Source organism: Brevibacillus sp. FSL K6-0770 (assembly GCF_038000275.1).
Classification (GTDB): domain Bacteria; phylum Bacillota; class Bacilli; order Brevibacillales; family Brevibacillaceae; genus Brevibacillus; species Brevibacillus parabrevis.
The window spans coordinates 5,561,170-5,585,676 of record NZ_JBBOBQ010000001.1 but is presented as its reverse complement, the minus strand read 5'-3'; the positions used below and the strand labels follow the sequence as shown (position 1 = coordinate 5,585,676).

At 50.5% G+C, this 24,507-nt stretch carries 18 protein-coding genes; 16 read left to right on the top strand and 2 right to left on the bottom strand.

Translation table 11 applies throughout. From position 1 onward, the window contains the following. Nucleotides 1-327: 327 nt before the first annotated feature. The 7 genes from NST23_RS26550 (at nucleotide 328) to NST23_RS26520 (ending at nucleotide 9,304) form a co-directional block, all read left to right on the top strand. Nucleotides 328-1,440: an aminopeptidase gene (locus NST23_RS26550; protein ID WP_340964952.1), complete on the top strand. Its 1,113-nt coding sequence runs from the start codon at nucleotides 328-330 to the stop codon at nucleotides 1,438-1,440. A gap of 148 nt (nucleotides 1,441-1,588) precedes the next feature. After that, complete coding sequence (locus NST23_RS26545) at nucleotides 1,589-2,524, top strand: RluA family pseudouridine synthase (RefSeq protein ID WP_274874490.1); 936 nt, start codon at nucleotides 1,589-1,591, stop codon at nucleotides 2,522-2,524. 183 nt (nucleotides 2,525-2,707) lie between these two features. After that, complete coding sequence (locus NST23_RS26540) at nucleotides 2,708-3,328, top strand: YhbD family protein (protein WP_340964950.1); 621 nt, start codon at nucleotides 2,708-2,710, stop codon at nucleotides 3,326-3,328. 20 nt (nucleotides 3,329-3,348) lie between these two features. Next, nucleotides 3,349-4,074, top strand: a complete 726-nt coding sequence (locus NST23_RS26535; RefSeq protein WP_229049764.1) for a polymer-forming cytoskeletal protein — start codon at nucleotides 3,349-3,351, stop codon at nucleotides 4,072-4,074. A gap of 221 nt (nucleotides 4,075-4,295) precedes the next feature. Next, nucleotides 4,296-4,922 (top strand): TetR/AcrR family transcriptional regulator, encoded by a 627-nt coding sequence (locus tag NST23_RS26530; protein WP_063228934.1) that lies wholly within the window; start codon nucleotides 4,296-4,298, stop codon nucleotides 4,920-4,922. A 42-nt stretch (nucleotides 4,923-4,964) separates the two neighbouring features. Next, nucleotides 4,965-6,197, top strand: coding sequence for an efflux RND transporter periplasmic adaptor subunit (locus NST23_RS26525; RefSeq protein ID WP_122962548.1), 1,233 nt, complete (start codon nucleotides 4,965-4,967; stop codon nucleotides 6,195-6,197). After that, complete coding sequence (locus tag NST23_RS26520) at nucleotides 6,194-9,304, top strand: efflux RND transporter permease subunit (RefSeq protein WP_173596347.1); 3,111 nt, start codon at nucleotides 6,194-6,196, stop codon at nucleotides 9,302-9,304. Before NST23_RS26525 ends, NST23_RS26520 begins: the two co-directional genes overlap by 4 nt. A 107-nt stretch (nucleotides 9,305-9,411) precedes the next feature. Here the strand turns inward: NST23_RS26520 and NST23_RS26515 are convergent, their stop codons facing one another. Beyond that, a complete protein-coding gene (locus NST23_RS26515; protein WP_173599044.1) occupies nucleotides 9,412-10,272 on the bottom strand; it encodes a CPBP family intramembrane glutamic endopeptidase in 861 nt (286 codons plus the stop codon). Between the two features lie 208 nt (nucleotides 10,273-10,480). Here NST23_RS26515 and NST23_RS26510 point away from each other — a divergent pair, with 208 nt between their 5' ends. From NST23_RS26510 to NST23_RS26470, 9 genes are all read left to right on the top strand, one after another. Continuing rightward, nucleotides 10,481-11,776, top strand: coding sequence for an HD domain-containing protein (locus tag NST23_RS26510; RefSeq protein ID WP_063228938.1), 1,296 nt, complete (start codon nucleotides 10,481-10,483; stop codon nucleotides 11,774-11,776). Then, complete coding sequence (locus NST23_RS26505; RefSeq protein ID WP_063228939.1) at nucleotides 11,769-12,293, top strand: YwgA family protein; 525 nt, start codon at nucleotides 11,769-11,771, stop codon at nucleotides 12,291-12,293. The genes NST23_RS26510 and NST23_RS26505 overlap by 8 nt, the downstream gene beginning before the upstream one ends. Before the next feature lie 239 nt (nucleotides 12,294-12,532). Continuing rightward, a complete protein-coding gene (locus tag NST23_RS26500) occupies nucleotides 12,533-12,919 on the top strand; it encodes a thioredoxin family protein (RefSeq protein ID WP_280648657.1) in 387 nt (128 codons plus the stop codon). Between the two features lie 37 nt (nucleotides 12,920-12,956). Further along, on the top strand, nucleotides 12,957-13,868 hold the full coding sequence (locus tag NST23_RS26495) for an S-layer homology domain-containing protein (protein WP_340964947.1): 912 nt from the start codon (nucleotides 12,957-12,959) through the stop codon (nucleotides 13,866-13,868). Between the two features lie 400 nt (nucleotides 13,869-14,268). Beyond that, the gene (locus NST23_RS26490; protein ID WP_340964946.1) at nucleotides 14,269-17,835 is read left to right on the top strand and encodes an ABC transporter permease; all 3,567 of its coding nucleotides are present in this window, start codon (nucleotides 14,269-14,271) and stop codon (nucleotides 17,833-17,835) included. Nucleotides 17,836-17,902: 67 nt separating this feature from the next. Next, complete coding sequence (locus NST23_RS26485; protein WP_340964944.1) at nucleotides 17,903-20,698, top strand: lipase/acyltransferase domain-containing protein; 2,796 nt, start codon at nucleotides 17,903-17,905, stop codon at nucleotides 20,696-20,698. Nucleotides 20,699-20,824: 126 nt separating this feature from the next. Then, on the top strand, nucleotides 20,825-21,184 hold the full coding sequence (locus NST23_RS26480; protein WP_242773861.1) for a hypothetical protein: 360 nt from the start codon (nucleotides 20,825-20,827) through the stop codon (nucleotides 21,182-21,184). 81 nt (nucleotides 21,185-21,265) lie between these two features. Further along, nucleotides 21,266-21,763 carry a YwhD family protein gene (locus NST23_RS26475; RefSeq protein ID WP_122962554.1) on the top strand — a complete coding sequence of 166 codons (498 nt, stop codon included), beginning with the start codon at nucleotides 21,266-21,268 and terminating at the stop codon, nucleotides 21,761-21,763. A 275-nt stretch (nucleotides 21,764-22,038) separates the two neighbouring features. After that, on the top strand, nucleotides 22,039-22,293 hold the full coding sequence (locus NST23_RS26470) for a hypothetical protein (RefSeq protein ID WP_122962555.1): 255 nt from the start codon (nucleotides 22,039-22,041) through the stop codon (nucleotides 22,291-22,293). Between the two features lie 72 nt (nucleotides 22,294-22,365). On the opposite strand, the gene NST23_RS26465 is transcribed toward NST23_RS26470, so the two are convergent. Next, nucleotides 22,366-24,417, bottom strand: a complete 2,052-nt coding sequence (locus NST23_RS26465) for a transglycosylase domain-containing protein (RefSeq protein WP_340964942.1) — start codon at nucleotides 24,415-24,417, stop codon at nucleotides 22,366-22,368. Nucleotides 24,418-24,507 lie beyond the last annotated feature (90 nt).

Below are 24,507 nucleotides of genomic sequence, written 5' to 3'. Positions count from 1 at the left end.
GGGTCGGTAAGAGGCAGCGGCCTCTTATCAAAAGGCCCCACCTAAGCGAGAAAAACTACATAAGACACCATGAACTCAACTCCCGTCTTTCAAAATATTTGAACAGGTAAACTCTTGTTGACTAGGATACTCTACGAAAATGATTTTAGGCAAGAGAAATTTTCGCTTTTTTTGGAATTGTACCAAACGGGTCGTTTTTTGACCCGCTTGAGCTGTTCCGATGATATGATAAGCACGAAGCTGAAAACGAAGTCGGCGCGTAATTGAAAAAGTTTCGCCCATTCAGTAAAATATTTTTTATAGGAATCGCGATAAGGGGGAGATTGCATGTTGGATACTCGAATTGTCAAGCTGGCGGAGAACTTGCTCAGCCATTCCGTGCGATTGGAGGAGAAGGAGACGCTGTTGATTGAAGTGCGCGGCGAGGGGCACGCTTTGGCCAAAGAACTGGTCAAGCAAGCGTACGCCAAGGGAGCCTATCCGTTTGTCCGGGTATTGGACCCGCAAATCCAGCGCGAGCTGATGATGGGAGCAAGTGCGGACCGTGCCGCTCATTTGGCAAAATGGGAAGAGCCGATGTTCAAAGATCTCGATACGTACATCGTGATCAATGGCCCGTCCAATGACAGCGAAATGGCAGATGTTCCGGTTGAGCGCCGCCGTGCCCACCAAAGCGTCATGCAAGGGTTGAACGATTACCTCGTAACGAATGTTCGCTGGACGCTGCTCAACTACCCGACGACAGCGATGGCCCAAAGCGCCAATATGTCGACGGAAGCTTTCGAGGATTTTTATTTCGATGTGTGCTCCCTTGACTATAAAAAGATGCACGAAGCGTTTCTCCCACTGAAGGAATTGATGGATCGCACAGACAAGGTACGCTTGGTCGGACCGGGAACGGACTTGCGTTTCTCCATCAAGGATATCCCGAACGTCATTTGCTCCGGACTGCGCAACATCCCGGACGGTGAAATCTTCACCGCGCCTGTGCGCGATTCTGTAAACGGCAAAATCACATTCAACACTGCCACAAGCTATATGGGCACGAAGTTTGAAAATGTGAGCCTGACATTCGAGAACGGGAAAATCGTCGAGGCGACCTCCAACAACACGGAGAAGCTCAACCAAATTTTTGACACCGATGAAGGCGCGCGGTATATCGGCGAGTTCGCGATCGGGGTGCATCCGTACATTTTGAATCCGATGAACGACATTTTGTTCGACGAGAAGATTGCGGGCAGCTTCCACTTCACGCCTGGCCGTGCCTACGAAAATGCGGATAACGGCAACCGCAGCCAAATTCACTGGGATATGGTGAACATCCAGCGTCCTGAGTACGGCGGCGGCGAAATCTGGTTTGATGACGTTCTGATCCGCAAAGACGGCCTGTTTGTCCTGCCAGAGCTGCAAGGGCTCAACCCGGAAAATTTGAAAGGCTAACAGCGAGCGGGAAAACCATCGTGCAATCGCATGGTGGTTTTTTTATGCGCGGATTTGGAGTCGCCGTCAGCAGGGAGGAGGGGAATGGGGCGCGGCAGGCGTCCTTTTGTTACAATAGGAAAAAAAGCATGGAACAGAGGGATTAGCCGTGAGTCGCAAAGACTGGATGGAATACATCGTCAAAGAAGAAGACAGCGGAATGAACGTCGAACAAATTGTCCGGCAAAAACTGAGCGTATCGGGACGAATGATGCAACGGCTGACGAGAAGCAAGGGGATTTTGCTCAACCGTAAACAGCCCTTTTTGCAGCGTCAGGTGAAGGTCGGGGATGTGGTCGCTGTTCGCGTAGTCGATCGGCAGGAGCAGGCAGAGCAGTCCTCGCAGCTTTCTGCACCGCCGTTGCCACCTGCCAGCCACGTAGTTCCGGTCGAAATTTTGTATGAAGACGATCATTTGTTGATTGCCAACAAACCCGCGGGTTTGCTGGTGCACCCAACCAAGCCGGAGCATACCGAAACATTGTTACATTCGCTGGCTGAGCGGTTTGCGAAAAACGGGGAGAGTGCGAGCATTCATCCGGTGCACCGTTTGGATAAAGACACATCTGGAGCGATTCTGGTGGCAAAAAGCAGCTACGGTCACCAGCTGGCTGATCGGGTGCTGCGCGAAGGGGGCTTGCACCGCGAATACTTGGCGGTGGTTAGCGGGCAACTGCCGCAGAAAACTGGGACGATTGACGCGCCCATTGGCCGCGATCCGCGCCACCCGAGCAAACGGCGCGTGACGAATGACGGAGATCATGCGGTTACCCATTACGAAGTCAAGCAGGCGTCTGAGGGGATGACGCTTGTCCGGGTCTGGCTGGAGACAGGGCGAACGCATCAGATCCGGGTTCATTTTGCCCACCTCGGTCACCCGCTGGCAGGCGACACGATGTACGGCGGAGCGAGAGGGCTGTTGCGAAGACAGGCTCTGCACGCGGCAAGCCTGCGCTTTTTCCATCCTTTGCTCGAAAAAGAGCTGGTTGTGGAAGCGCCAGTGCCCGCAGATATGAAGCGGCTGATTCAGGCGGAATTTGTCTAGCGAGCTGCTGTATCTCCTGCCGGTTGTCGGCGGCATTCAAATGGCAAAGCGCAAAAGCAAGTTGGAACATAGGTGAAAACGAAGCTGGCAGGACTCGTCCTGCCGGTTTTTTTGTCGTACAGAAGAATAGGCAGTTGAATAACGTAACAGTGTTATGTTACATTGGTTTTGGAGGTGCTTCACATGGACCCTAATCTCATCTCGAAAAAGGAGCTGCTGGAGCTGACAGGAATATCGTACGGGCAACTGTACCGCTGGAAACGGAAAAACCTGATTCCAGAGGACTGGTTCATCCGGCGCGCCACTTTTACGGGGCAGGAAACTTTTTTCCCGCGTGAGCAGATCATGTCCAGGATCGCCAAAATCATTCACATGAAAGACGATCTGTCTCTGGATGAGCTGGCAGACATGTTCTCTCCTCATTTGGCGGGGACGAAGCTCACTTATGACGAGCTAGTGGAGCAAAACATTGTTTCTGCTAACACATTGGAGTTGTATACGAAGTATCAGGGCAAGCCGGAAGTGTTCTCTTTTGAACAAGTGTTATACGTCTACGTGCTGAATCGGCTGCTGATTACAGGCGAAATGAGTCTGGATGAGAGCGGCGGGCTTTTGCAAGTGCTGTGCGATCACTATCCGAGCTTTGAGGGCAAGCCTTGCGAATTGATTTTTGTGCGAAAAATGGGGATTTCGACGTTTGTGCTGGTGCCTGGTGCTACAGAGGTACACTTTGACAGCGGCGTGAAAATCGTGTCCCGACTGAATTTGGCTGCATGTATCGAAGAGTTGAAAGCAAAAATGTAGCAGAATAGGGGATGAAGGCGATGAACGAAAACAAACCGGATCTCGTCATTCACGGTTCCGTGAATGCATCGGGTGGCGTATATAACAAAGTGGATGTCCAAGGCTTTGGCAAAATCAAAGGGGATGTGGAGTGCGAGACACTGCATTGTGCAGGGCATCTCAGCATTACAGGGAATGTCCGGGGAGCTTCGGCAAAGGTGGAGGGAAACGCGTCGATCAGCGGCAAAGCTGAGCTGGACACGATCGAAGTATACGGTCAGCTCGACGTGAATGGAGACTTGGCTTTTACCAGACTCAAGGTCGATGGAAACACGAAAATTCACGGCAGCATGACGGGAGAAGAAGTGAAAGTGCGCGGGATGCTGAAGACGACAGGTGACTGCGAAGCGGAGGTATTTTCCGCAAAAGGCGCTTTTACAGTCGGAGGCTTGCTGAATGCCGGACGAATTGAAGTTCACTTGCACGGCGGTTGTGAGGCCAAAGAAATGGGCGGGGAGTACATCGAGGTTCGCAAGGCAGGAAGCAGTACGCTCAACAAGCTGTTGAAACACATTTTTAACAGTGCGCTGGCCTTGTCTGTAGATAGCGTGGAGGGCGACGAGATTTATTTGGAGTACACGCGTGCCAAGGTCGTTCGCGGAAAAAATGTGGAGATCGGACCGGGCTGCGAAATCGATCTGGTCGAGAGCTCCGAAGACTTTCGTCTCGATCCAGGCTCTCTGGTGAAACAGCATGTAAAACGGTAATGCCGGAAGCGGCCACTCCCACTTTCCCGGAATGCATCGGGACGTTTTTCCCCCAAAAAAACAAGCTTGCGGAGAGCTTGTTTTTTGTTTGGATGATGCGGCAGCAAATTGTTTTTCAAACAGCGCATGCAAGTATTTACATGCATGCATGATCGGGATATAATGTGCGTGGAAAAATAGGAAAATGAAAGCAATTGCTTGCATGGCTTTGGAGGTGCGTTATGGATCAGCCCCATATCGAATACGTTTCTGGAGGGAGGGGTGAGGAGCAAGAGACACGAGAACGGATTTTGTCTGCCGCCCGCCAGTTAATGGCGCAAAAAGGTTATAAAGGAGCAACGACCCGCAAAATTTCTGAGTTGGCCGGAGTCAACGAAGTGACGATTTTTCGCCATTTCAAAACAAAGGTGGCGATACTGGAGGAGCTTCTTAAAGACATTCTCGAAGTGCGGGAGCAACTGGAGCAAGGCTTGCAGGGCGAGTTTGCCAACGTCAAGGAGATGCTCATTACTTATGCCAGGACGTACTATCATTTGCTGGTGGAGCGAAAAGAAATATTGATGATTTGCATCGTCGAAGCGGATAATCACCCGGAGGTCGTCAAGCTGTTCAGCAGCCTGCCGATGACGGCTGTGGAAGTGCTTGGCAACAAGCTCACCGAGTTTCAGGAGCAGGGACATTTGCCCAAGTCTGATCCGTGCACGGCAGCCTTGATGTTCATCTCGACGTTCTTTTATGCGTTCATGGCTAAATATCGGGTCGGTCTCGATGTGCCCATCATCGACGACGAAGAGCAATTGTATGAACATGCGTCAGAAATTTTGCTGCAAGGAATCAGAAGGGTCTAAACATACAAAATCGTGTGATGGTACATAGGAGCGGGGGAAGTCATGATGAGAAAATGGCTTGTATCTGTAATGATGATTGGATTGCTCGCAACGACGGCATGCAGTGAGCAGCAGCCTGCGGCAGCACCGGAAAAGGAAGTCAAACAAGTCGTAGTGGCGGCTGTCAAAAAGGAGCAAGCAGTAACCGTGACCGAGTTGTCCGGAACATTGGAGCCTTTGGAAGAAGCGGTCGTTTCTTTTGAGGTAGGCGGGCGGCTTGTCGAGATGGCCAGAAACGAAGGCGACAAGGTCAAGGCCGGAGAGGTGTTGGCCCGCGTAAATGCCCAGGATTATTCGCTCCAGGTCGCTTCCTCCAACGCCGCGGTACAACAGAGTGCGGCCACTTTGAGCAAAGTGAACAACGGAGCCAGAGAGCAGGAAGTGACTCAAGCGCGCTTGCTGGTGGAAAAAGCAACGGTCGCCTTGCAAAAAATGCAGGATGATTTCAAGCGGATTGAACAGCTCTATCAGCAAAAAGCAATCTCGCAAAGCGAGTTTGAGACGGCTCAAAACGGACTGACGATCGCGCAAAAAGATTTGCAAAATGCCCAGCAGGCGTACTCGCTGGTCACACAGGGCGCTCGTTCGGAAGACAAGGAACTGAGCCGCGCTACATACAACCAGGCTGTGATTGCCAAGGAAGCAGCCGCCAGCACACTGGCCAAAACACAGCTTCGTTCCCCGATCAATGGAACGATCATCGCCAAGCTCACTTCCGCCGGAAACCTGGTCGGCTCCGGCACCCCGGTTTATAAAGTGGGCAATATCGATACGTTAAAAGTCGTGCTGCCCGTACCAGACCGCGAGATAGCTACCTGGAAGGAAGGCGAGGTCGTTTCGCTGGACTTGTACGACCAGAAACGGGATGGCAAAGTCACGAAAATTTTCCCCGCTACGAATCAGAGCACGGGAACAATCGGTGTAGAAGTGCAAATTGCCAACCCTGCGCATGACTGGTTTGCCGGGCAAGTGGTGAAGGCGACCAAGACGATCAAAGGACAGGTCGGCATCTATGTTCCGGTAGAGTCAGTCATCAGCAGAGGAAAAGACGACGCCCATGTGTTTGTCGATGCTGCTGGGAAGGCACTGAAAACAAAAGTGGAAATCGGACAGATTGCAAGCGACAAACTGGAAATCAAGAGCGGGCTGAAAGAGGGGGACCAACTGATCGTCAAAGGTGTCGACCGTTTGTTTGACGGAGACCCGATTGAGGCGACAGGAGGGAAGCAGCCGTGATCAAGTACATCGTTGCGAAGCGCAAGATCACCCTGCTGTTTTTCATTATGGTGGTGCTGGTTGGCTTCCTCAGCTTTTTCCAGCTTCCCAAGCAAGAGTCACCTGATATTATCGTCAATCTTGCTACAGTGACGACGATTTACCCGGGAGCTTCGCCGGAAAAGGTGGAGCAGACCGTTACCAAAAAGCTGGAAGAAAAAATCAACGAGCTTCAAGGCTTGAACTACGTATCCTCGACTTCTTCGCTTGGCGTTTCTTTTATCATCGTGGAAGCGAAAAGCGACGTTGACCCGAAGCAAAAATGGGATGAGCTGCGCAAAAAGGTAAAGGACGCTGAGGCGGACCTTCCAGCGGACGCCAAACAGCCGATCATCAACGACGACTTGAATCGCACATTTGTCCAGACGTTTGCCGTTACAGCGGATACGCAGGAGCAGCTGTACAGCATGCGTGACATGTTCAAATCGTGGAAAGAACAACTGCGGACCATTCCGAACGTGGCAGATGTCCAGGTGGAAGGCTTGCCGAAGCAAGAGGTTCGCATCGAGGTCGATACGCAAAAGCTCAGCCAGTTCGGAATTACGTGGGGCCAGGTAATGATGGCCGTCAAACAGGAAAATGAAAAAATTCCGCTCGGCGATTTGACCACAGACAAACGTACGTATCAGTTGAAACTGGCCGAAAATGCAAATGTCGATGAGCTGAACAAAGTGTTGATTGCCCGCACACCGGAAGGCTTTCCGATTTATTTGAAGGACATCGGCCAGGCCAAAATGACGACAGAGACGGTCAAAACGACGTCTTACTACAACGGCAAGCCATCTATCTCCGTAAGCATCAACGCGGAGACAGGAAGCGACGTGCCATCGCTGCAAAAGCGCGTGGACGAAATGATGCTGACTTTGGACAAATCACTTCCGGCTGGGGCGGAAAGACATTCGATCTACAGCCAAAATGAGCGCGTAGATGAGCTGTTCAGCGATCTTACCCGGGAAATGATTATCGCCGTGATTGCCGTCTTGCTGGTCTGCACATTGGGACTGAATCTGATCACTTCGTTCGTCGTGGCATTGGCGATCCCGATCTCGCTGGCAGTAGGGCTTTTGTTCCTGCCGTCGCTGGGAATCACGATGAACATGATTTCGATTGTCTCACTCATCATCGTGCTCGGGATTTTGGTCGATGATGCTGTGGTGGTCAATGACAACATCGAACGCCGCCTGTCCGTGTTGGGCGAAAAGCCGCTGGCAGCAGCGGTCAACGGCGCCAAGGAAGTGTCCATTTCCATCGTAACGGCGACTTTGGCGACGATTGCTTCCTTTGCTCCGCTGATGTTTTTGAATGGGAACGCAGGTCAATTCATTCGCCCTGTACCCGCGATTATTTCATTGACGATGCTCGCGTCCATGGTGATGTCTTTGACCATTATCCCGATTTTCCGTCAGTGGTACGAGACGCGGCGAAAATCAGGTGTCGAAGGATACCGCAAACCGGCTGGACTGTTGGGCAAGCAACTGACACAGCTGACAGGCTGGTACGCCGGCAAGCTGATGCCCAAAATTCTCAAGCGTCCGCTTATGGCCGGGATGATTGGCGTTTTGATCGGGACGGCTGCTTACGGTTTGGTTCCGCTTACGCCTGTCCAGTTGTTCCCGAACGATGACCGTCCGCAATTTTTGGTCGATATTCGCATGCCAGTGGGAAGCAGTCTGGAAGAGACGGACCGAGTCGTGCGCGGCGTATCCGATTGGGCTATGAAGCAGCATGGCATTGAATCTGTCGCTTCCTATGCCGGGAGCAGCGCACCGAAGATGTTTGGTGGAGATACCGATGCGGGAAGCGGTATCACTGTCGGTCAGCTCGTCGTGCATTTCAATGAGAAAGAAACGAAAGTTGAAACCATATTGGAGCCTTGGACAGAAGAGTTCAAGAAGCTGTACCCGGAAGCGACTGTCTTGCCTAAGCAGTTAGAGGCGGGGCCGCCTGTCGGCAAGCCGGTAGTCATCCGCGTCTACGGCGAAGATATTGAAACGCTCCGTTCCCTGTCTGCGCAAATCAAAGACAAGGTCGCGGGGATTTCCGGAACTTTTGACGTGCAGGATAATTTCGGCGTAGAGCGCTACACGCTCGAATTTGTCGTCAACAAAGAGCTGATGGAGCAAAAATTGGTCAATTACACCGATTTGTCCACGACGCTGCGACTGGTCAGCGAAGGCATTACCGTCAGCGAGTTTGACACGGGCGATGAGCTTGTCGACATCAAGATGTTCCTGCAAAAAGGCAACGAAGACCCGGCGCTGTTGTTCCAACGACTCAGCATCGCCAATGCGCGCGGCGAGCTGATTCCGCTGTCGCAGCTTGCAGAAGTTAAGCCTACGTTCAGCACACAGGCGATCCCGCACCGCGATTTGTCGCGCAGCGTTACGATCTCGGCCGATGTGAAAAATCGCACGGCTACAGAAGTGATGACGGAAATCCAGCCTTTGCTCAACAGCATGTCTTTGCCAGAAGGCTATCGCATCGACATCGGCGGAGAAACTTCCGAGCAGACGGACATCTTTATCGATATGGGCAAACTCTCCATTATCGTAGTATTCCTGATCCTGATTTTGATTGCGATGCAGTTTTACTCGCTGACGATTCCGGTGCTGGTGATGAGTACCGTCTACTTGGCGGTCGCAGGCAGTCTGATTGGATTGTTCGTGACGCAAACGCCGCTCGGCTTCATGACGATGATGGGCGTGATTTCGCTGTCGGGAATCGTCGTGCGCAACGGCATCGTGTTCATCGAGTTCATCGAAGAGGCGCGCCACGCGGGGGTAGAGTTGAAGCAAGCGGTCATTTCAGCAGGCGAGGCACGATTGAGACCGATTTTGTTGACCTCGTTTACCGCCGTAGCTGGCCTCATGCCACTGGCTATTTCCGGTGACGTCCTGTTCAAGCCGCTCGCGGTGACGATCATTTCCGGCCTGTTGTTCTCAACGCTTTTGACACTGATTGTCGTGCCGTCCTTCTACACGGTATTGACTCAGCGCAAATTGAAAAAGCAGGCGAAAAAAGCGGCAAAACGTCCGGACTTGTACGGTCCGGAGGCAGAAATGATGTAAGGAAATAACAGCAGCGGCAGTCTCTCGCGCGATTGGGCGAAGAGCGTGCCGCTGCTTTTTTTATGAAGCGTGCAAAAGCAAAAGCAAGCGGGGCAGGAGGGCATCGGTTATAGCTCAGATGCCTGTGTCCTTTTCGCTCTGCGCCAACCGCTGAACAAAAGCATTGGAATCGACACGGCCAGCAAGAGTGCGCAAAGAGCGGAAAGCGACTGGAACAGCCAGCCGTACTCTACTAGCCAGGGAATTTCATGCAACGGCATGTTTTTCATCAGTGGCAACGTCGGGACTAGCATGGCATCTGCAAAAATGTGCAGGACGATCGGCGCGCCTAACCCCCAGCGCAAGGCGGCAAAGGCCCAAAGGACTCCGATCAGAAAAGATTCAAACAGGGTGCCGAGTCCATGCCCGGGCACGTGATAACAAGCGAACAGGAGCGACGGAACGATGAGGTAAAGCCATTTGGCATACCCGGGCCACTCTTTTCGGGAATAGAGGAGGGCGAGCAACAGCAACGGGATGCCGCGAAAGACCAGCTCTTCCCACAGAGGATTGTGCCAGGTGGCAAACACGAGCAGGTTTGCTTTGCCTGCCAGCTCCTGTGAGCCGATTGGCTGTAGTTTCGACCAACCGCTGATTGCCTGAAATGTCGCACCGCCCGCTTTTGCCAGCAAAAATCCGGCCAGAATGAACAGAAACGCTTCGACCAGGCTGCGTTTTTGTGCCAGACGAATCATGCTCAGCGTGTATACGAGCGTAAAGACAGCAAAAATAAACCAGCCAGGGAGTGGAACAGCCAGCTTCCACGCTGATTTTGGCCAGAACAGGAGCGTTACGGATACGGTTTCTTGCCAAAAGCCTGACTCGATGAATTGCCCCCAGGAGACGATCAACGGCAGCAAAAGTACAATCAGCAGCAAACTGCCGGGTAACGGATTGGCGGACATCAAGCGAAAAGCGTTTTTCATCATGTTGCGATCCTCACATTGTTCAAGATTATTTTCTTTAATCCTCCTATTTATCCAATGATTGGTCTATACTAAAGGCACATTCTTCAGATTCTTTTAAGAGTTTGCTTGTGACAAGAAACACGTCCAGACGTGTGATATGATAGAGTGAGACGATACTGTACGCAGAGAAATATAGAGAGAGAACGCAAACAGGAAGGGAGTGTCCAGGATGCAACAGCCCCAGCTTCTTCATGAAGAAAAGGTATTCAAAGACCCTGTCCACCGCTATGTCCATGTGCGGGACAAATTCATATGGGACTTGATCAACTCGCCAGAATTTCAACGTCTGCGCCGGGTCAAGCAACTGGGCACCAGCTTTTTTACCTTTCACGGTGGAGAGCACAGCCGGTTTAACCATTCGCTTGGCGTGTACGAGCTGATGCGGCGAATTTTGGAGACGTTTGAAGGCCGGATTCAACTGACGTACGAGGAAAAGCTGCTCTGCTTGTGTGCTGCTTTGCTCCACGATGTCGGACATGGGCCGTTTTCGCATTCCTTTGAAAAGGTGTTCAAGTACCATCACGAGGACTGGACGCGGGCAATTTTGCTCGGCGATACGCAAATCAACCGGATTTTGCGCCGTTTCGATGAGGAGTTCCCGAAAAAGCTGGCAGAAGTGATCAACAAAACGTACGACAACAAGCTGATTGTCAGCCTCATTTCCAGCCAGCTGGACGCAGACCGCATGGACTATTTGCTGCGAGATGCCTACTACACGGGTGTGAATTACGGAAACTTTGAGATCGAGCGCATTTTGCGAGTCATGCGACCGCAGGAGGACGGCATTGTTTTCAAGTTCAGCGGCATGCACGCGGTTGAGGACTACATCATGTCGCGCTACCAAATGTATTGGCAAGTATATTTCCATCCGGTGACGCGCAGCGCGGAAGTTGTGCTTTGCAAAATTTTTCAGCGGGCCAAATGGCTGTTTGCCACAGGGTACAAGTTTTCCCAGGAGCCTGTCATGCTGCTTCCTTTTTTGACGGAAAAGGTGGAGGTGGCCGATTATTTGGCGCTGGATGAATCGGTGATTTTGTTCTACATGCAGCTTTGGCGCAAGGAAGAAGACGCTATTTTGAAAGATTTGTGCGCCCGTTTTTTGGACAGGAATCTCTTCAAATACGTCGAATATAATCCAAGAGATTTTCGCTTGCTGGCAGAACTGAAAGAACAGTTCATTGAGGCAGGGATCGACCCGATGTATTATTTGGAGGTAGACACGACCTCCGATCTTCCGTATGATTTTTACCGTGCCGGAGAAGAAGAGGAGCGGATTCCGATCATGCTCCAGATGCCTTCCGGCGAGCTGGTAGAACTGTCGCAGAAGTCTGAGATTGTACAGGCCATTAGCGGAAAGCGCCGATTTGACTACAAATTGTACTTTCCATTGGATAAAGTCATGGCTTTGCCGGGGGAGCTATCCCGGAAGATTCGAGAACGTCTGGGAGTGATGGAGGATGCTTAATCGTCACGCCAAGATCATTCGTCTGATCGAAATTGTCGGCGAAGTGAGCGGGCGAAAAAAATTGCAGAAAATGGTGTACATAGGAAAACATCTGGAGATGGATTTCGATGAGCGCTACGAGTTTCACATGTACGGTCCGTATTCGGAAGAGCTGACACTCAGGGTAGATGAGTTGTGCAACATGGGGCTTCTGGATGAGCAGGTGGAGAGCAAGGGCGCCATTCACATGTACCGCTACTCGCTTAACGAAACGGGGCGAGATTTCCTCCGGTTTCACGAGGTCGACTTTGGCTTGGGAGAGCGAGCCATCTTGCGCATGAACGAAGAGAACTCCCGTTTTCTTGAACTGGTATCCACTATCTTGTACTTCAACCATTTGCCCTACGAAGAAATGAAGGGCAAAATTTTTACTTTTAAGAGCAAACAGCGCTATTCCGAGGAAGAAATCCGGAAGGGACAGGCTTTTATCGAGGAACTGCGTTCTTTGATGCACGGAGACGGCACGGAATTGAACTGATGTAAAATGTTTTGCATAAACGAACCAGCACGGCGTACGAACTTCCAACAGTTGTGGTACGTCATTTTTTTTTGTCTTTTTTCGCGGGTTTTTAAATCAGGGAACTGTCTGTCAAGTCGACCACAAAGCGGGTCGGCTTTTTTTGTCTCACAATGACGCCGCATAATACGGGCATCGTTCTTTGACAAAAACATAGTCAGTCCGTTTTCAATTTAGCCCGTGTGGAGGGAGCGAAGAAAATGAAGAGAGTTCGGCACGGATGGTGGTGGAGTGTGCTTGGCGGCGCTATTTTGCTTGGCGCGTTGATTGGATGGGCTAGTGGGTTTGGGACGAAGGAAGCGAAGATTATCTACGTTTTCAGCAACAGTTGTGGATATTGCACAACGTTTACGCCCACGTTTGAAAAGGTGGCAAAAGATTATCCACAGGAATGGGTGGCACGACTGGACATCCAGAGGGACCGGGAGTTGGATGAAGCCATGCGTTTGGGAGCGCAGGCGACGCCCACGGTTTTTATCGTAGACGGGGAGCGGGTCATCGACAAGCTGGAGGGGGACGTGCCGGAGGCGTTGCTGCGAAGCTTTTTGCAAAGAAACCTGGAGCGGGATCTTTCGATAAATGGATAAAATAGGTAAAATGTCTGGTAATAGGGAGGGGATAGGCGTGAAACTGATTGGAAAAACGTTGTGGACAAGTCTGTTGTTAGTGGGGATCGCGGTGGTGCAAAACGGTGGCAGCGAAAGCGAAGTTCTTCGTCTACATGTAGCGGAAGCAGCAGCAAAATCCGCACCTGCCTCTGATTATGCCAATCATCCCGCCAAAGATGCCATTTCGCACGGCCTGCAAAAAGGCTACCTCTGGAAGTATCCCGACGGAAAGTTTCACCCTGAGCAAACTGTTACCCAATCGCAATTTGTAGCCAGTCTGGTAGCGATCCGGCAAGTAAGCGAAAAAGAGTCTGTGCCAGCACTCGCTGCGGGCCATTGGGCCAAAGACATCTACGAGCGCGCACAAAAGGCAGGCATTTTGGCGAATGTGCCCGTCAATCCGAACAAGCTGTTGACGAAGGAAGAGGCGGCGCTGCTGGTGTTTAATGCGTGGAAGCCGTTTCGGGGGGAGAAAAATCCGAATTTGTCCAATACTGGTGCATTGATTACTTGGGGCTGGATGAAGGCGGCACCAAGCGGGCAGCCCAAGTTCAGGGAGGACTTGCCCGTATTGCGGGGGGATGCGGCGGAGATTTTGCGGTATTTGTGGACGGATAAGTGGCAACTGGAGCAGGGGGCGAAGTATGCTGAGGAGTTTCATAGGAGTTTGAAGATTGTTAATGGCAATATTGTGGGGAAGGTGCCGAAAGGGGATGGGGATTTTATGATCAGAGCCGTTTTTATTACAAAAGATGATGGGAGAAGCGGTTTTTTGAATAACGAATCATTTTCTATCTCTACTACAATAGTAGAGTCGCTTTCCTTCCAAGTAGTAAATCTACTGGATTCTAGCGTTGCAGGAGTTTATTGGTATCCCGAATTGCCAGTTCTACAACCCGAAAATAAAACACAAAAATTTTATCACTAAATGAGGTCAAAAAATGCAAAGTATTTACTATAAGTATAGGAAAATCCTGTTATTAGTATTTTCTTTATGCATTTTTTTGGAAATCTTAGGAACTCATATGTCTACTGAAGCGGCCTTGAATTTACATCATATAAAAGTCGCGATTGTCGATGAATACAAGGAGCTATACCCCAAAAATGGGTATGATCTAATGTCGATTTCTACAATAAATGGGACGCTTGGTGCAACGATATCAAAAGTAGAAGTTGATAGACAAGTAGATGTGCAACAAGTGCTAGGATTTGCGGATACTGATAAAAAGGCAGATAAAGGCTGGTATTTCGTTGATAGGGATGAGGCAGTGTATTGGATTTCAAAGCTTAATGGAAATAATAGCTACATACTTAGTGGTAAAGCAAACGTGAATAGCAAGGAAGTTATAAACATTTCCAACTTCAAAGCTGAACCCTACCAAGCCTACAACCTAGCCGAACTAGCCACAGCCTCCGGCGGAGCTGGCTACACCATTGGAGACAATCTCGAACCAAACGGGAATGGCTACATATCCGTAGGCCATTTCCGCACCACCTCTCAACCGACTGGACAAGTCAGCACTAACAAAACCAAATACGAGGTCAACGAACAGGTGACCATTTCGGCGAATGCCACGGACTATTCTTACTATGACCGTGGCATTCTTGTTTGGAGTTTGTCCGTTGTCAACAAAACTACCGGGCGAGGTTACCACTCCTTTGTGAGCAACGAAGAAATTCGCGATCAGAGCGGGTACGTGCCTGTTGTAAGCGAAACTAGCACCCCGAAGCCATTTGTATGGACAAACAGCTACCAATACAAGCCAGTGGAAGCGGGTCTCTACGAGGTAACACTGACGATAACCGACAGGCACCACCGCTCCCGTCAAGGCTCGCCCAGCATCAACGTATCGACTCCTTACACGTACCAATTCACAGTAGGAGACGCGTCGCCGATCGACCCGAAGCCTCCCGTTGACCCGGAGCCCTCCGGCTGCAAACGCACGACGATGGACTTGCGCATTGAAGAAGAGAAGACAGTCAGAGAGCTGCTGCGGGTAGCCGATCAGGGAGAGACTATCACTGTCGAGAAGTATGCCACGATTATCGCCACGGCGAAAAAGCCTGGTTCGTTTACGAAAAATGGTGTCACTATGCAAACGGGAAGTGGCAACAATCGCAAAGTTGGCATCACGGAAGCGCCTGAATCTGGCACATTCAAAATTGCCTATACGAGCGAAGACAAAACAGAATGTTGGGAAAAAAGCATTGCCGTCAAAAGAGGGGGTCAGGGAGTCGATCAATGCCCAATCGTTATGGTGAACGGCAAAGTGCTGCAAAGCGGTGCAACCATTGAATTGTCTCCGGGAGAGGAGATCAGGTTCAAGTCCACTTATCGGGACGCAGCCGGAGAAGTCAACCCGGCGTCCATTTTATGGGATGTGACAAAGCCTGACGGGACTGTCGAGACATTGCCCAGGCGAGACAAGGGCGACCGCGCAGGATGGGTTACTTATAATTCCGATACATTTCGGCTTCCCTATACAGATGAGGTTGGCGAGGGTGTGACTTTGGACAAGGGAAAAACATATCGCGTGAAACTGAACTATAATCAGGCACTCTGGAGAGACAGGCCGGAGTGCGACTGGCAAATTACGATCAAAATTCGCGACATCAGCTGCTCAATCGCTGAACAGGAACGAATACGTTTCAAAAGATACGGGGAGCAACCTTCGCAGTTCCCGCCGGGCGGGGAGAGCTTTTCTGATTTCAAATTCATTCCGTTTTACAAAGAAAACTTTACGCTGACGCCAGAAGGATACCAGACTCACATGCGAGTGGCTGCCAGCAGCGCGGGAACCTGGTATGTGGAGAGAAACAATGAGAGAAAGCCGCTCGGCCAAAAACTAGGGGCGAGTGAGCAGCAAGCCGTTGTGCTGCCCGAAGACATCGAAGTGGGAGAGCAAATCAAACTGGTTTTCATTTCCGAAACCGGATGCATCCGTGAATTTGTCTTTACTGTTCAAGGCTATGGCAGATGTTATAAAATGCTGATCAGTATGGAAACGCTCTCTGGTCAAGAGGCATGGACAAGGCCGATACAGCGTGGGGAAACCATTCGGCTTCAAGCGTCTGATTTTCCTGACAAGCGGTACGATCTGATGTTGTTTACATCCGAGGACACGAAAATGAACACGCAATGGCTGGACCCGGTTTCTTTGGAGTGGAAGTTTTCGCGGGACGGCCGGAGCTTGCCTTCTGATAAGCTTCCGGTTGAAAGTCACTGGATACGTCTCCCGGATGATGATGTGACAGACGAAGTGTTGCCAGGTTTGTACATGGTGGCGTTTTATGGCGAGTCCAACGAGACGTGTGACGGTTATATTTTCATTGAGATTGAAGGAGCGGATACGACCGACAAGGAAAATTTGCTCATTCTCAAAGAGAGTTTCGCGATTGCTCCCAAACAGCCGCAAGCAGCTGGGACAACAGGCGTCATTACGTTTCAAATTAAAAATGCAGGCAAACTCAAGCATGATACAAAGCTGGCAGTGAGATGGGACAGCTCGGCAAAAGAAACGATGCTCGATGTAGACGGATTTAAGCCGGGCGAGGTGCGTACGATCAAGGTTCCAACGCAATACCCGCAAAAATCCGAGGATTTTATTGCCCATTTGAACCCGGCCCAAAATCAGCCGGAAAATGAAATGAACTGGGCAGACAACCGGGCAAAATGGCCTGTAAAAATCGTCGGCGGAAACATTCCGCAGCCCCCGGGAGGCGGAGAGGATTACGAAGGCGGGGAGATCGGACTGGAGATTTACGACAGCGATGGACGTCAATTGCAAAAGCTTCCGGTGCATGCCGATGGCGTATGGGAGAGAGAGCCAGCCAAAATTCGCGTCGTGATTGATCAGACGAAAATCAATGAAGGCTATCAAAAGACACAGCAACAAATCAATCAAAAAATATTAGATTACACGCAGCAGCTCGAAAAGTCGGTCAGTGGAGAGGAAATCAAGAACGTCAAAGTGACAGCAAATCCGGGCTGGATCGCCGATGCAAAACGTTTGGCTGTCTACACACCTGCCATGTTGGATTTGCAAGTAACGGGACCCGGCGTACCTGAACAATGGCAGGTTGCCAGCACTTCCATGGGTGGGGAGTTTGTTTATACAGGGACGACCGTTCCGACTCAAACGACATGGAGACAAGTATTGCAAAATCAGAAATACAAAGCGGAAATTAACGGTTTTGTCATCACGATGAACTATAAAATTGACTTTGCCTTGAGCTATGACGTGTGCACCAAAGACGAGGATGACAACGAGACGTGCGAGGCACAACAAGCCGGCAGCACCATGACAGGCCGTTATACGATCACGGTCAAAGGCGGAGAGCGGCTTTTTGAAGTGTTTGAACCGAATGCGACAAGCTCTGTCCTTCATACAGCCGAATGGGCTGAGTACCACGGGCGTGACCGCTATCCGGACAGTACACCTCTCGATTTTTACGCTGGAGAGCGGATCTTGGCGCGCGTGGAGCTGCAGGATCGACATCGTCACCCGGTCAGCGGACAGTTTCCCCTCATCGCCTCGGCCAAGGCGTGGATATCTGAGACTGGACGAAGGCAGACGTTATTGCAGTCTTTGCTCGATTTGCGCGCTATTTCCAGCCAGCGATGGGGTGGTCCTTCCTATGCGGTTGCCAAGTTGGGGCAGCGTGAGACAGGGGTAGATACTCCTTTGATGGGAGACAAGCAGTACGGATTTGAAAAAGGGGCTTCTTATGCGGTTTACTACCAGGTTCAGTTCCGGTTTGGGGTGAACAAAGGTTTTTCCTACTGGAACAAAACGACAGGGCAAGGTCATGAGCATGCAGATTACCGGGTGCCTTTCCGAATCATTGCCAACGCTTGGGAACGCCAAGGTGTCCGCAACCACAGCACTCAGTAAATATATTTGCAGCCCTTATCTGTCTTTTTTTACTGTTTGAAGTAGAAAGAAGACAAGGGGGATCGCGATGATGACAACGGCCAAGCGCCTGTTCTATTTGTTGATTATGCTTGCGATATGCTGGGTGAATGCTGGCGGAACCGGGTGGGCAAAAGAGCATCGTTTATTCGTTGAAACGGCGTGGGCTTGGGTGGAAGAGGGAGAGATACACTTTCAGGCGCAATTGTCAGCAGCTTCAGAGCAGGTCGAGCTGGCTGTCGTTCAGGAAGGGGAGCGAAAAAGCCGGGCCTTCCGCAACGATGATCGCATTTCCGCTGTTGTTAAGCCTGCTGGCAATCGCCCGCTGATCATCAGTCTGACAGATCGGGACGACGAAGAGTTGTTGGCAAGCTGGCAACTGGATTTGACTGATCTAGATGTATCTTACGAGGCTGCGTTGGAGGTGAGGCGTGCACCTTGGGACAAGTACGTTGAGGACGGGAAAGACCTGCTGGAGTTAATCCCCGCGTCAGAAGAAGCTGAGATGCACCAGACTGGAGAACCGGATGAGTCAGAGATAGAGGAGCCGGACACAGACGTTTCTGATAGGTCACTGGCTGAGCTGGCACAAGCGTTTTACAAAGATTTTGCCGAAAGCGACAAGCCACAAGAAGCCGAATTGCGCAGCAGAGAAGTGATTTTTGAACTGGAGCCTAACAATACCAAGGAAAAAGCGGATTGGCTGTTTGACGCCAAGGATGGCAGGGGGAAAATTGGCACAGCAGGCGACGTCGATTACTGGAAAGTAAAAGGCACGAAGCATGGACGAATGAATGTTTCCTTGCGTGAGGTTCCTCCGGGCCAGGACTATCACGTATACGTATTTGACAATGAGCATAACGAGCTGGGGCGTTCTGAACTTGCGGGAGAGCACGATGAAAGTGTGGAAGGAATCGGCCTGGAAAAAGACCAGTGGTACTATGTCATGGTAAAAGGACATATGGAGTCACACCATAAAGATTTTTACTATCGACTGCGGGTGGATTTTCTGGCTGATCAGACAGAAGCAAAAGTGGACGAGTACGAGCCGAACAATACGCTCGAAGAAGCGTACGAGCTGCCAGCCAATTTTACAGCTTCTGTGGACGGAAATTTGCACGCCAGTACGGACGTCGATTATTATCGCTACTCGTTCTCGCTTGCCTCGACTTTTACCATTGATCTCAAAGAAATTCCGGCCGGGATGGACATCGACTTGTATGTACAGGACGAGCAGGGGAAGGTACTGTCCCGATCAGAGAAGCCGAGGAATGCCAACGAACAAATCATCATGAACGTCGATCCGGGCAACTACATCATTAAAGTCATGGCGAGCAAGCGATCCGATTTCACGCCTAATTCTTACAAGCTGGAGATAGCAGCAAAGACCATTCCGGTCATATTGATTCCGGGAATTGGCGGGTCACGCCTCATGGCCGAGGAGGGCGGTCAAGCTTCGGAAATATGGCTTGGTCTTGGAGACAGTTTGGTCGGAATCAATGACCCCAGACATCGGCGCTTGCTGTCGTTGGAGCCGACGACAACAAACAGCGTAGAAGTGCGCCCACGGCAGGCGGGAGCATCCATCTATCCAGAACCTGACGATGAAGGATTCAGCGCGATTGAGTATCTCTCTTACTCTCCGCTGAGCCCTGTGCGTGACATGACCGAACAGTATTACAGCATGGTCAAAGAATTGGAGAGAGCTGGCTACAAAAAGCACAAGACTATCTTTGCGATGCCGTATGACTGGCGATACAGCAGCACGAAAAACGCAGCTTTCCTCAAACAAAAAATAGATACTGCGCTGGAACGATCGGGGGCGAGGCAAGTTCAGCTGGTCGCGCACAGCATGGGTGGTTTACTTACGAGGGAAACGTTGCTCTCAAATGTGTCGTACCAGTCAAAAGTCAAGCGCATTGTCTACATGGGAACGCCATTTCTCGGCTCTCCGCGAGCGTATCAGGCAATCAAATACGGGTACAACTTTTCCATCCCATGGCTGGATGAAGAGACAGGAAAAATCATCTCGGAATACGCACCGGCTGTTTATGAACTGCTGCCTTCCAAAAAGTACTTTGAAACGGTAGGTTTCTTGAAGAAAAATCGCAACGAACCTTACAGCTATCAAGACTTTTTGCAAGATAAAAAAATTCGTCTCGACTACACTCCGCTGGTCAAGCAGGGAGGAGCACTCCATGAAAAGTGGGACAAAAAGACGATCAATGTACCCCAGTATGCGATTGTTGGTACGGGTCAAACTACGTTTCTCGGCTACTACTTTGATGCGTACCACAATGAATGGGTCCCTTATTACGACAATGGTCTTGGAGATGGCACCGTTCCGTACATCAGCGCGAACTATGCTCAAAAGGATATGAAAAAAAGGTACTATGTAGCTGGCGAACATGCCAAGCTGCCTGCCAATCCGGAAGTCATGAAACAAGTGACGCAATTGCTGAAGGGCAACGAGGAAGTTCAGCCTGGTCTACGCAACCAGCTTGGGGGCAAAAGCGCCAAGTATTTGTACTACATTATTTCCAAGGAAGACGGGACCTTTCCAGAGTTGACGTTGCTGAAAAATGGAAAGTCGATCAAGCTCGATGCGAATGCAAAAGAAGTGGTGGAAGATTTGTCGATTGAATACCATGGCAACATCGTCGTAATCCATGTGCTCGATCAAGAAGAACTGGAATTTGAACCTCCAACGCCAGCTTCAAACGAGCCAGCGACGAAGCTTTTCATCAAGCGCTTTTCGTCCGAGGATTCACAAGAAGATGGGGAAAGTGGCAGACGGTATCGCCTGGACGGAAATGGCTTAAACGAAGCGCCGGAGGAAAGCTGAAAATGGGATACATGAATAGATGAATGAATAAATAGACGGAAGTCTGGATTTGTGAATCCATAAAAACGCTTGATCAAGACTTCCAAGTAGAGCGCCCAAAGCACCTAAGGCAGGAAGGACGAAAATATGGACAATCTGTTTATCTGGCTGCTCCTCGGCCCGTTTATGTACTCGATTGAGTTGGGCGGACCGATTATCGGGTTGCTTGTAACAGGCTACCTGCGGGCGGTTTACGGATTTCGGGGATGGTTGACGTTCGGCGCAGCGTTTCTTGGCTGTTTTTTGTACTACATGATTGCCGTGCCTTCCGATACGATGCTGGGATCGCTCCTGATCATCAAGGCAGCGATGGCGATTCACTCTGCGTTGCTGCTGACTTTGATCATGTGGCTGTTCGACAAGCTCATGAAGCGATATCGTAAAAAGCCGACCGAGGACGGGGAGCCGCTTGACGAAGAAGCAGAGGGGCACGAAGCAAAAAAATAACCGGGCACATGGGCAAATTGCGTCACTGTAGGTTTCCGAGTAGAATAAAGAAAGGAGAATATGTGTCTGGAGGGCGTGTAAATGGATATTTTCGATAACAAAAAAGGCGGCTTTACCATCATGAGCGGCAAAACGGACGTTCACGGCGGATTCGGCCAAGGGGTACTCGATCTGGGAGCTGTATCGTCCGTTATCATCGATGGAGATGAAGCCTACATCGACATGGGGGCGCTGCATGCAAAAAGCTCGATTGAAAAAGGCATCAAATGGACGATGAACAAAGAAGAAGTACCGAACGGCAAGCCGTACTGGGTGGTGTGGGTAACCGTTGACCGCAATGAAAATGGCCCGTATTACGCAGGGGCGACTGCTTGTTACATGGAAATCGATCGGGAAGCGCGCCGTGGCTACAAAATTTTGGCGGATCATGTGAATCGTATGGACTATTCCATGAAGCGCCGGATCATGTTGACCGAGCTTGGCGACAAAGAAAAAGCTGCTTTGAAAAAATTGCTGATCGAAAATAATGCAGCCATGTTCGATAATTCCACGGAGGAATTAAAACAAAATTTGTCCTAAAGCTGGAAATCGTGAACGGTCTGTGAACAAATTGTGAAATCAATTGTTACCAGAATTGAAGTCAGGTAAACTTATTTCCATATCTGTGTACATGTACACTGGGTCAACAAACAGGGAAAGAGCCGTCACTCTTTCCCTGTTTGCGTTCAGGCAAATTGTGAACATGATGATCCGGTGATTGCCGATAGAAGATTTTTTTACTGGTCATGGTTTGCGCTGATAGCGGCACACTAAAGAGGCTCGACCCAAACTGTCTGACGGAAGGGGCGGTACTCATGAATGAAGATCCGCGTGAACAGGAGCAATCCCAGGATCATTTTGTGAAACACGGCGGGGTTCATTTTCGGACGCATGTGGAACCTGCTGAAATCAACAACTTTATCCGCAAGCTCCCGGCAGGCAAGCGGGAAAGCTTGTTTGAAGTATTGGAACAGCTCGATCAGGCCGGGATGATTAGTATCGTCAACGACCATGTCTTCACCGACGGAGATGGCATCGTAGGCGGCGGAGACAGCCAATCATTAAAGTGATGAGCCAGGCATTGAAATGATGAAACAAAAAAAGGACGTACTCTTTGCGAGCGCGTCCTTTTTTCGTTATCGTTATTGATCCGGCTTCCACCAGCTGCCCATCCGTTGCCAGAACGTCGAAGAGTCGGGCGCAGGCAGCGGCGTAGGTGTTTGGTTGGGAGGCAGATGATCTGTGCAGTAATCTTGCGGCTCCGTGCCACTGGAAAAGTAAAACAGCTGTGGAGTCGGGCAATGTTCGGTAGCCAACTTTCCTGACGCTGGATCGATGTAGACGGAAACCACTCCGGCGGGCATATCGAAGAGGGCGGGAGGCTGGCCTTTCAGTGCGCTCTCCATAAAGCTCGCCCACACTTTTTTGGACAAATACCCTTCCTTTACATCGTCCACCTTTTGATTTTTGTCGTAGCCTACCCACACCGTGGAGACTAACTGAGGGGTAAAACCGCTTAGCCAAGCGTCATAGTCGGTCGACCCCGTCTTTCCGGCAACTGGCCGATTCAATTCATTGGCGACGCGGAATCCGGTTCCGCCGCGTTCAAACACGCCTTGCATCATATTCACCAACAGAGCAGAGGCGACAGGATCAGCCACCCGTGTTTTCTGCGTAGTTTCTTGCACCAAAACGTTTCCTTCGCTGTCTTCAATCGATGTAATCGCGATTGGCTCAACCGCTTCTCCTTTGTTGACGATGGCCGCGTAGGCTGCATTCAACTCCAGAGGTGAGACGGGGGAAGTGCCGAGGGCGAGAGAAGGCACAGCTTGCAAAGGACTGCTGATCCCCAAGCTTTTCGCCTGCTCGACGACTTTTTGCGGGCTGAGAAAATCAATCGTTTTGACCGCGTAAATGTTGTCAGAAGTCTTGATCGCATCGCGCATGTTGATCATCGCGTTCGCATATCGTCCGCCGAAATTGCTCGGGATATATTGCTTGTTATGGTCATAGGTGAAGACCGTCGGCTCGCTTTTCATCATCGTCAGCGGCGTGTAGCCGTTTTGCAAGGCCGCCAAATACATGATCGGTTTGAAGGAGGAGCCGGGCTGTCTTTTGCCCAGCACGCGATTGTACTGGCTTGTTTTATAGTCGCGTCCGCCTACCATTGCTTTGATGTACCCGGTAGCAGGGTCCATGGCGACCAAGGCGATCTGCAAATTCGGATTGTCTTTCGGCAGTGTGGAAGCGATGATTTCCTCTGCCTTTTTTTGCATCACCGGATCAAGCGTGGTGTGGATTTTCAAACCGCCATGGATGAATTTTTCTTCGTCGATGCCGTACTTGTTTTTGACCAGACTCGCGATGTAATCACGGAAGTAAGGCGCTTGTTCGGCTACGTTTTCTGTGGCGCGCTCCTTCAGCTTGATTGGTTCGGCATAAGCCGTTTCTACTTCTTTTGCCGTGAGCATGCCATCGCGTTCCATGGCTTCGAGAATCAGCTTCTGCCGCGATTTTGCCCGCTCAAAATCAACGAAAGGAGAGTAATAGGTCGGTCCTTTGGGAATCCCGGCCAGCATGGCGCTTTCCGCCAGAGACAAGTTTTTGGCGTCCTTGCCGAAATACGTTTGGGCGGCAGCCTGAACTCCGTAGGCAGAATGACCATAGTAAATCTGGTTCATGTACATTTCCAAAATTTCATCTTTGCTGTAATTCAGCTCCAGTTGAATCGCGAGCAAGGCTTCCTTGATTTTTCGCTCCCATGTTTTATCCAGGCTTAAATACAGATTTCGTGCCAGCTGCTGGGTAATCGTACTGGCTCCTTGGCGCATGTCCATGTTGATCACATCGACGTAGGCAGCCATGGCCAGCCGTTTCCAGTCAAAGCCGTAATGCTCCCGAAATGAACGATCCTCGATCGCGATCGTTGCGTTGATGAGGGCAGGCGATATTTCCTGAATGGGCACAGAAATGCGATTTTCCCCCCGGTGCATCGTGTCCAGCACATCTCCGGTAGCTGCGTAAATCGTTGTCGTCTGCTTGACGAATGTTTCAGGAAGCGGTTGCGAGCGCAAGTACAAGATCAAGAGCAAGATGGCAAAAGATAAGCATAAAAGGCTGAGTATGGAAAATTTTACAAATTTCTTGGCCCAGCGAAGATAACGCAACAGGGAAGGCTCACGAATGACTTCCATTTTGCCTCTCCTCCTTTCTATTGTTTGAACGAACAAAATAGTCGTGACAGTCTCCCCGCTCTTTGGAGGAGAAAAGCGTTGGTCGCAAGC

Excerpts from the sequence above, each read along its gene's own strand:
- NST23_RS26550 (WP_340964952.1), top strand. The coding sequence starts at position 328 with ATGTTGGATACTCGAATTGTCAAGCTGGCGGAGAACTTGCTCAGCCAT.
- NST23_RS26540 (WP_340964950.1), top strand. The coding sequence starts at position 2,708 with ATGGACCCTAATCTCATCTCGAAAAAGGAGCTGCTGGAGCTGACAGGA.
- NST23_RS26535 (WP_229049764.1), top strand. The coding sequence starts at position 3,349 with ATGAACGAAAACAAACCGGATCTCGTCATTCACGGTTCCGTGAATGCA.
- NST23_RS26530 (WP_063228934.1), top strand. The coding sequence starts at position 4,296 with ATGGATCAGCCCCATATCGAATACGTTTCTGGAGGGAGGGGTGAGGAG.
- NST23_RS26525 (WP_122962548.1), top strand. The coding sequence starts at position 4,965 with ATGATGAGAAAATGGCTTGTATCTGTAATGATGATTGGATTGCTCGCA.
- NST23_RS26515 (WP_173599044.1), bottom strand. The coding sequence starts at position 10,272 with ATGATGAAAAACGCTTTTCGCTTGATGTCCGCCAATCCGTTACCCGGC.
- NST23_RS26510 (WP_063228938.1), top strand. The coding sequence starts at position 10,481 with ATGCAACAGCCCCAGCTTCTTCATGAAGAAAAGGTATTCAAAGACCCT.
- NST23_RS26505 (WP_063228939.1), top strand. The coding sequence starts at position 11,769 with ATGCTTAATCGTCACGCCAAGATCATTCGTCTGATCGAAATTGTCGGC.
- NST23_RS26500 (WP_280648657.1), top strand. The coding sequence starts at position 12,533 with ATGAAGAGAGTTCGGCACGGATGGTGGTGGAGTGTGCTTGGCGGCGCT.
- NST23_RS26485 (WP_340964944.1), top strand. The coding sequence starts at position 17,903 with ATGATGACAACGGCCAAGCGCCTGTTCTATTTGTTGATTATGCTTGCG.
- NST23_RS26480 (WP_242773861.1), top strand. The coding sequence starts at position 20,825 with ATGGACAATCTGTTTATCTGGCTGCTCCTCGGCCCGTTTATGTACTCG.
- NST23_RS26475 (WP_122962554.1), top strand. The coding sequence starts at position 21,266 with ATGGATATTTTCGATAACAAAAAAGGCGGCTTTACCATCATGAGCGGC.
- NST23_RS26470 (WP_122962555.1), top strand. The coding sequence starts at position 22,039 with ATGAATGAAGATCCGCGTGAACAGGAGCAATCCCAGGATCATTTTGTG.
- NST23_RS26465 (WP_340964942.1), bottom strand. The coding sequence starts at position 24,417 with ATGGAAGTCATTCGTGAGCCTTCCCTGTTGCGTTATCTTCGCTGGGCC.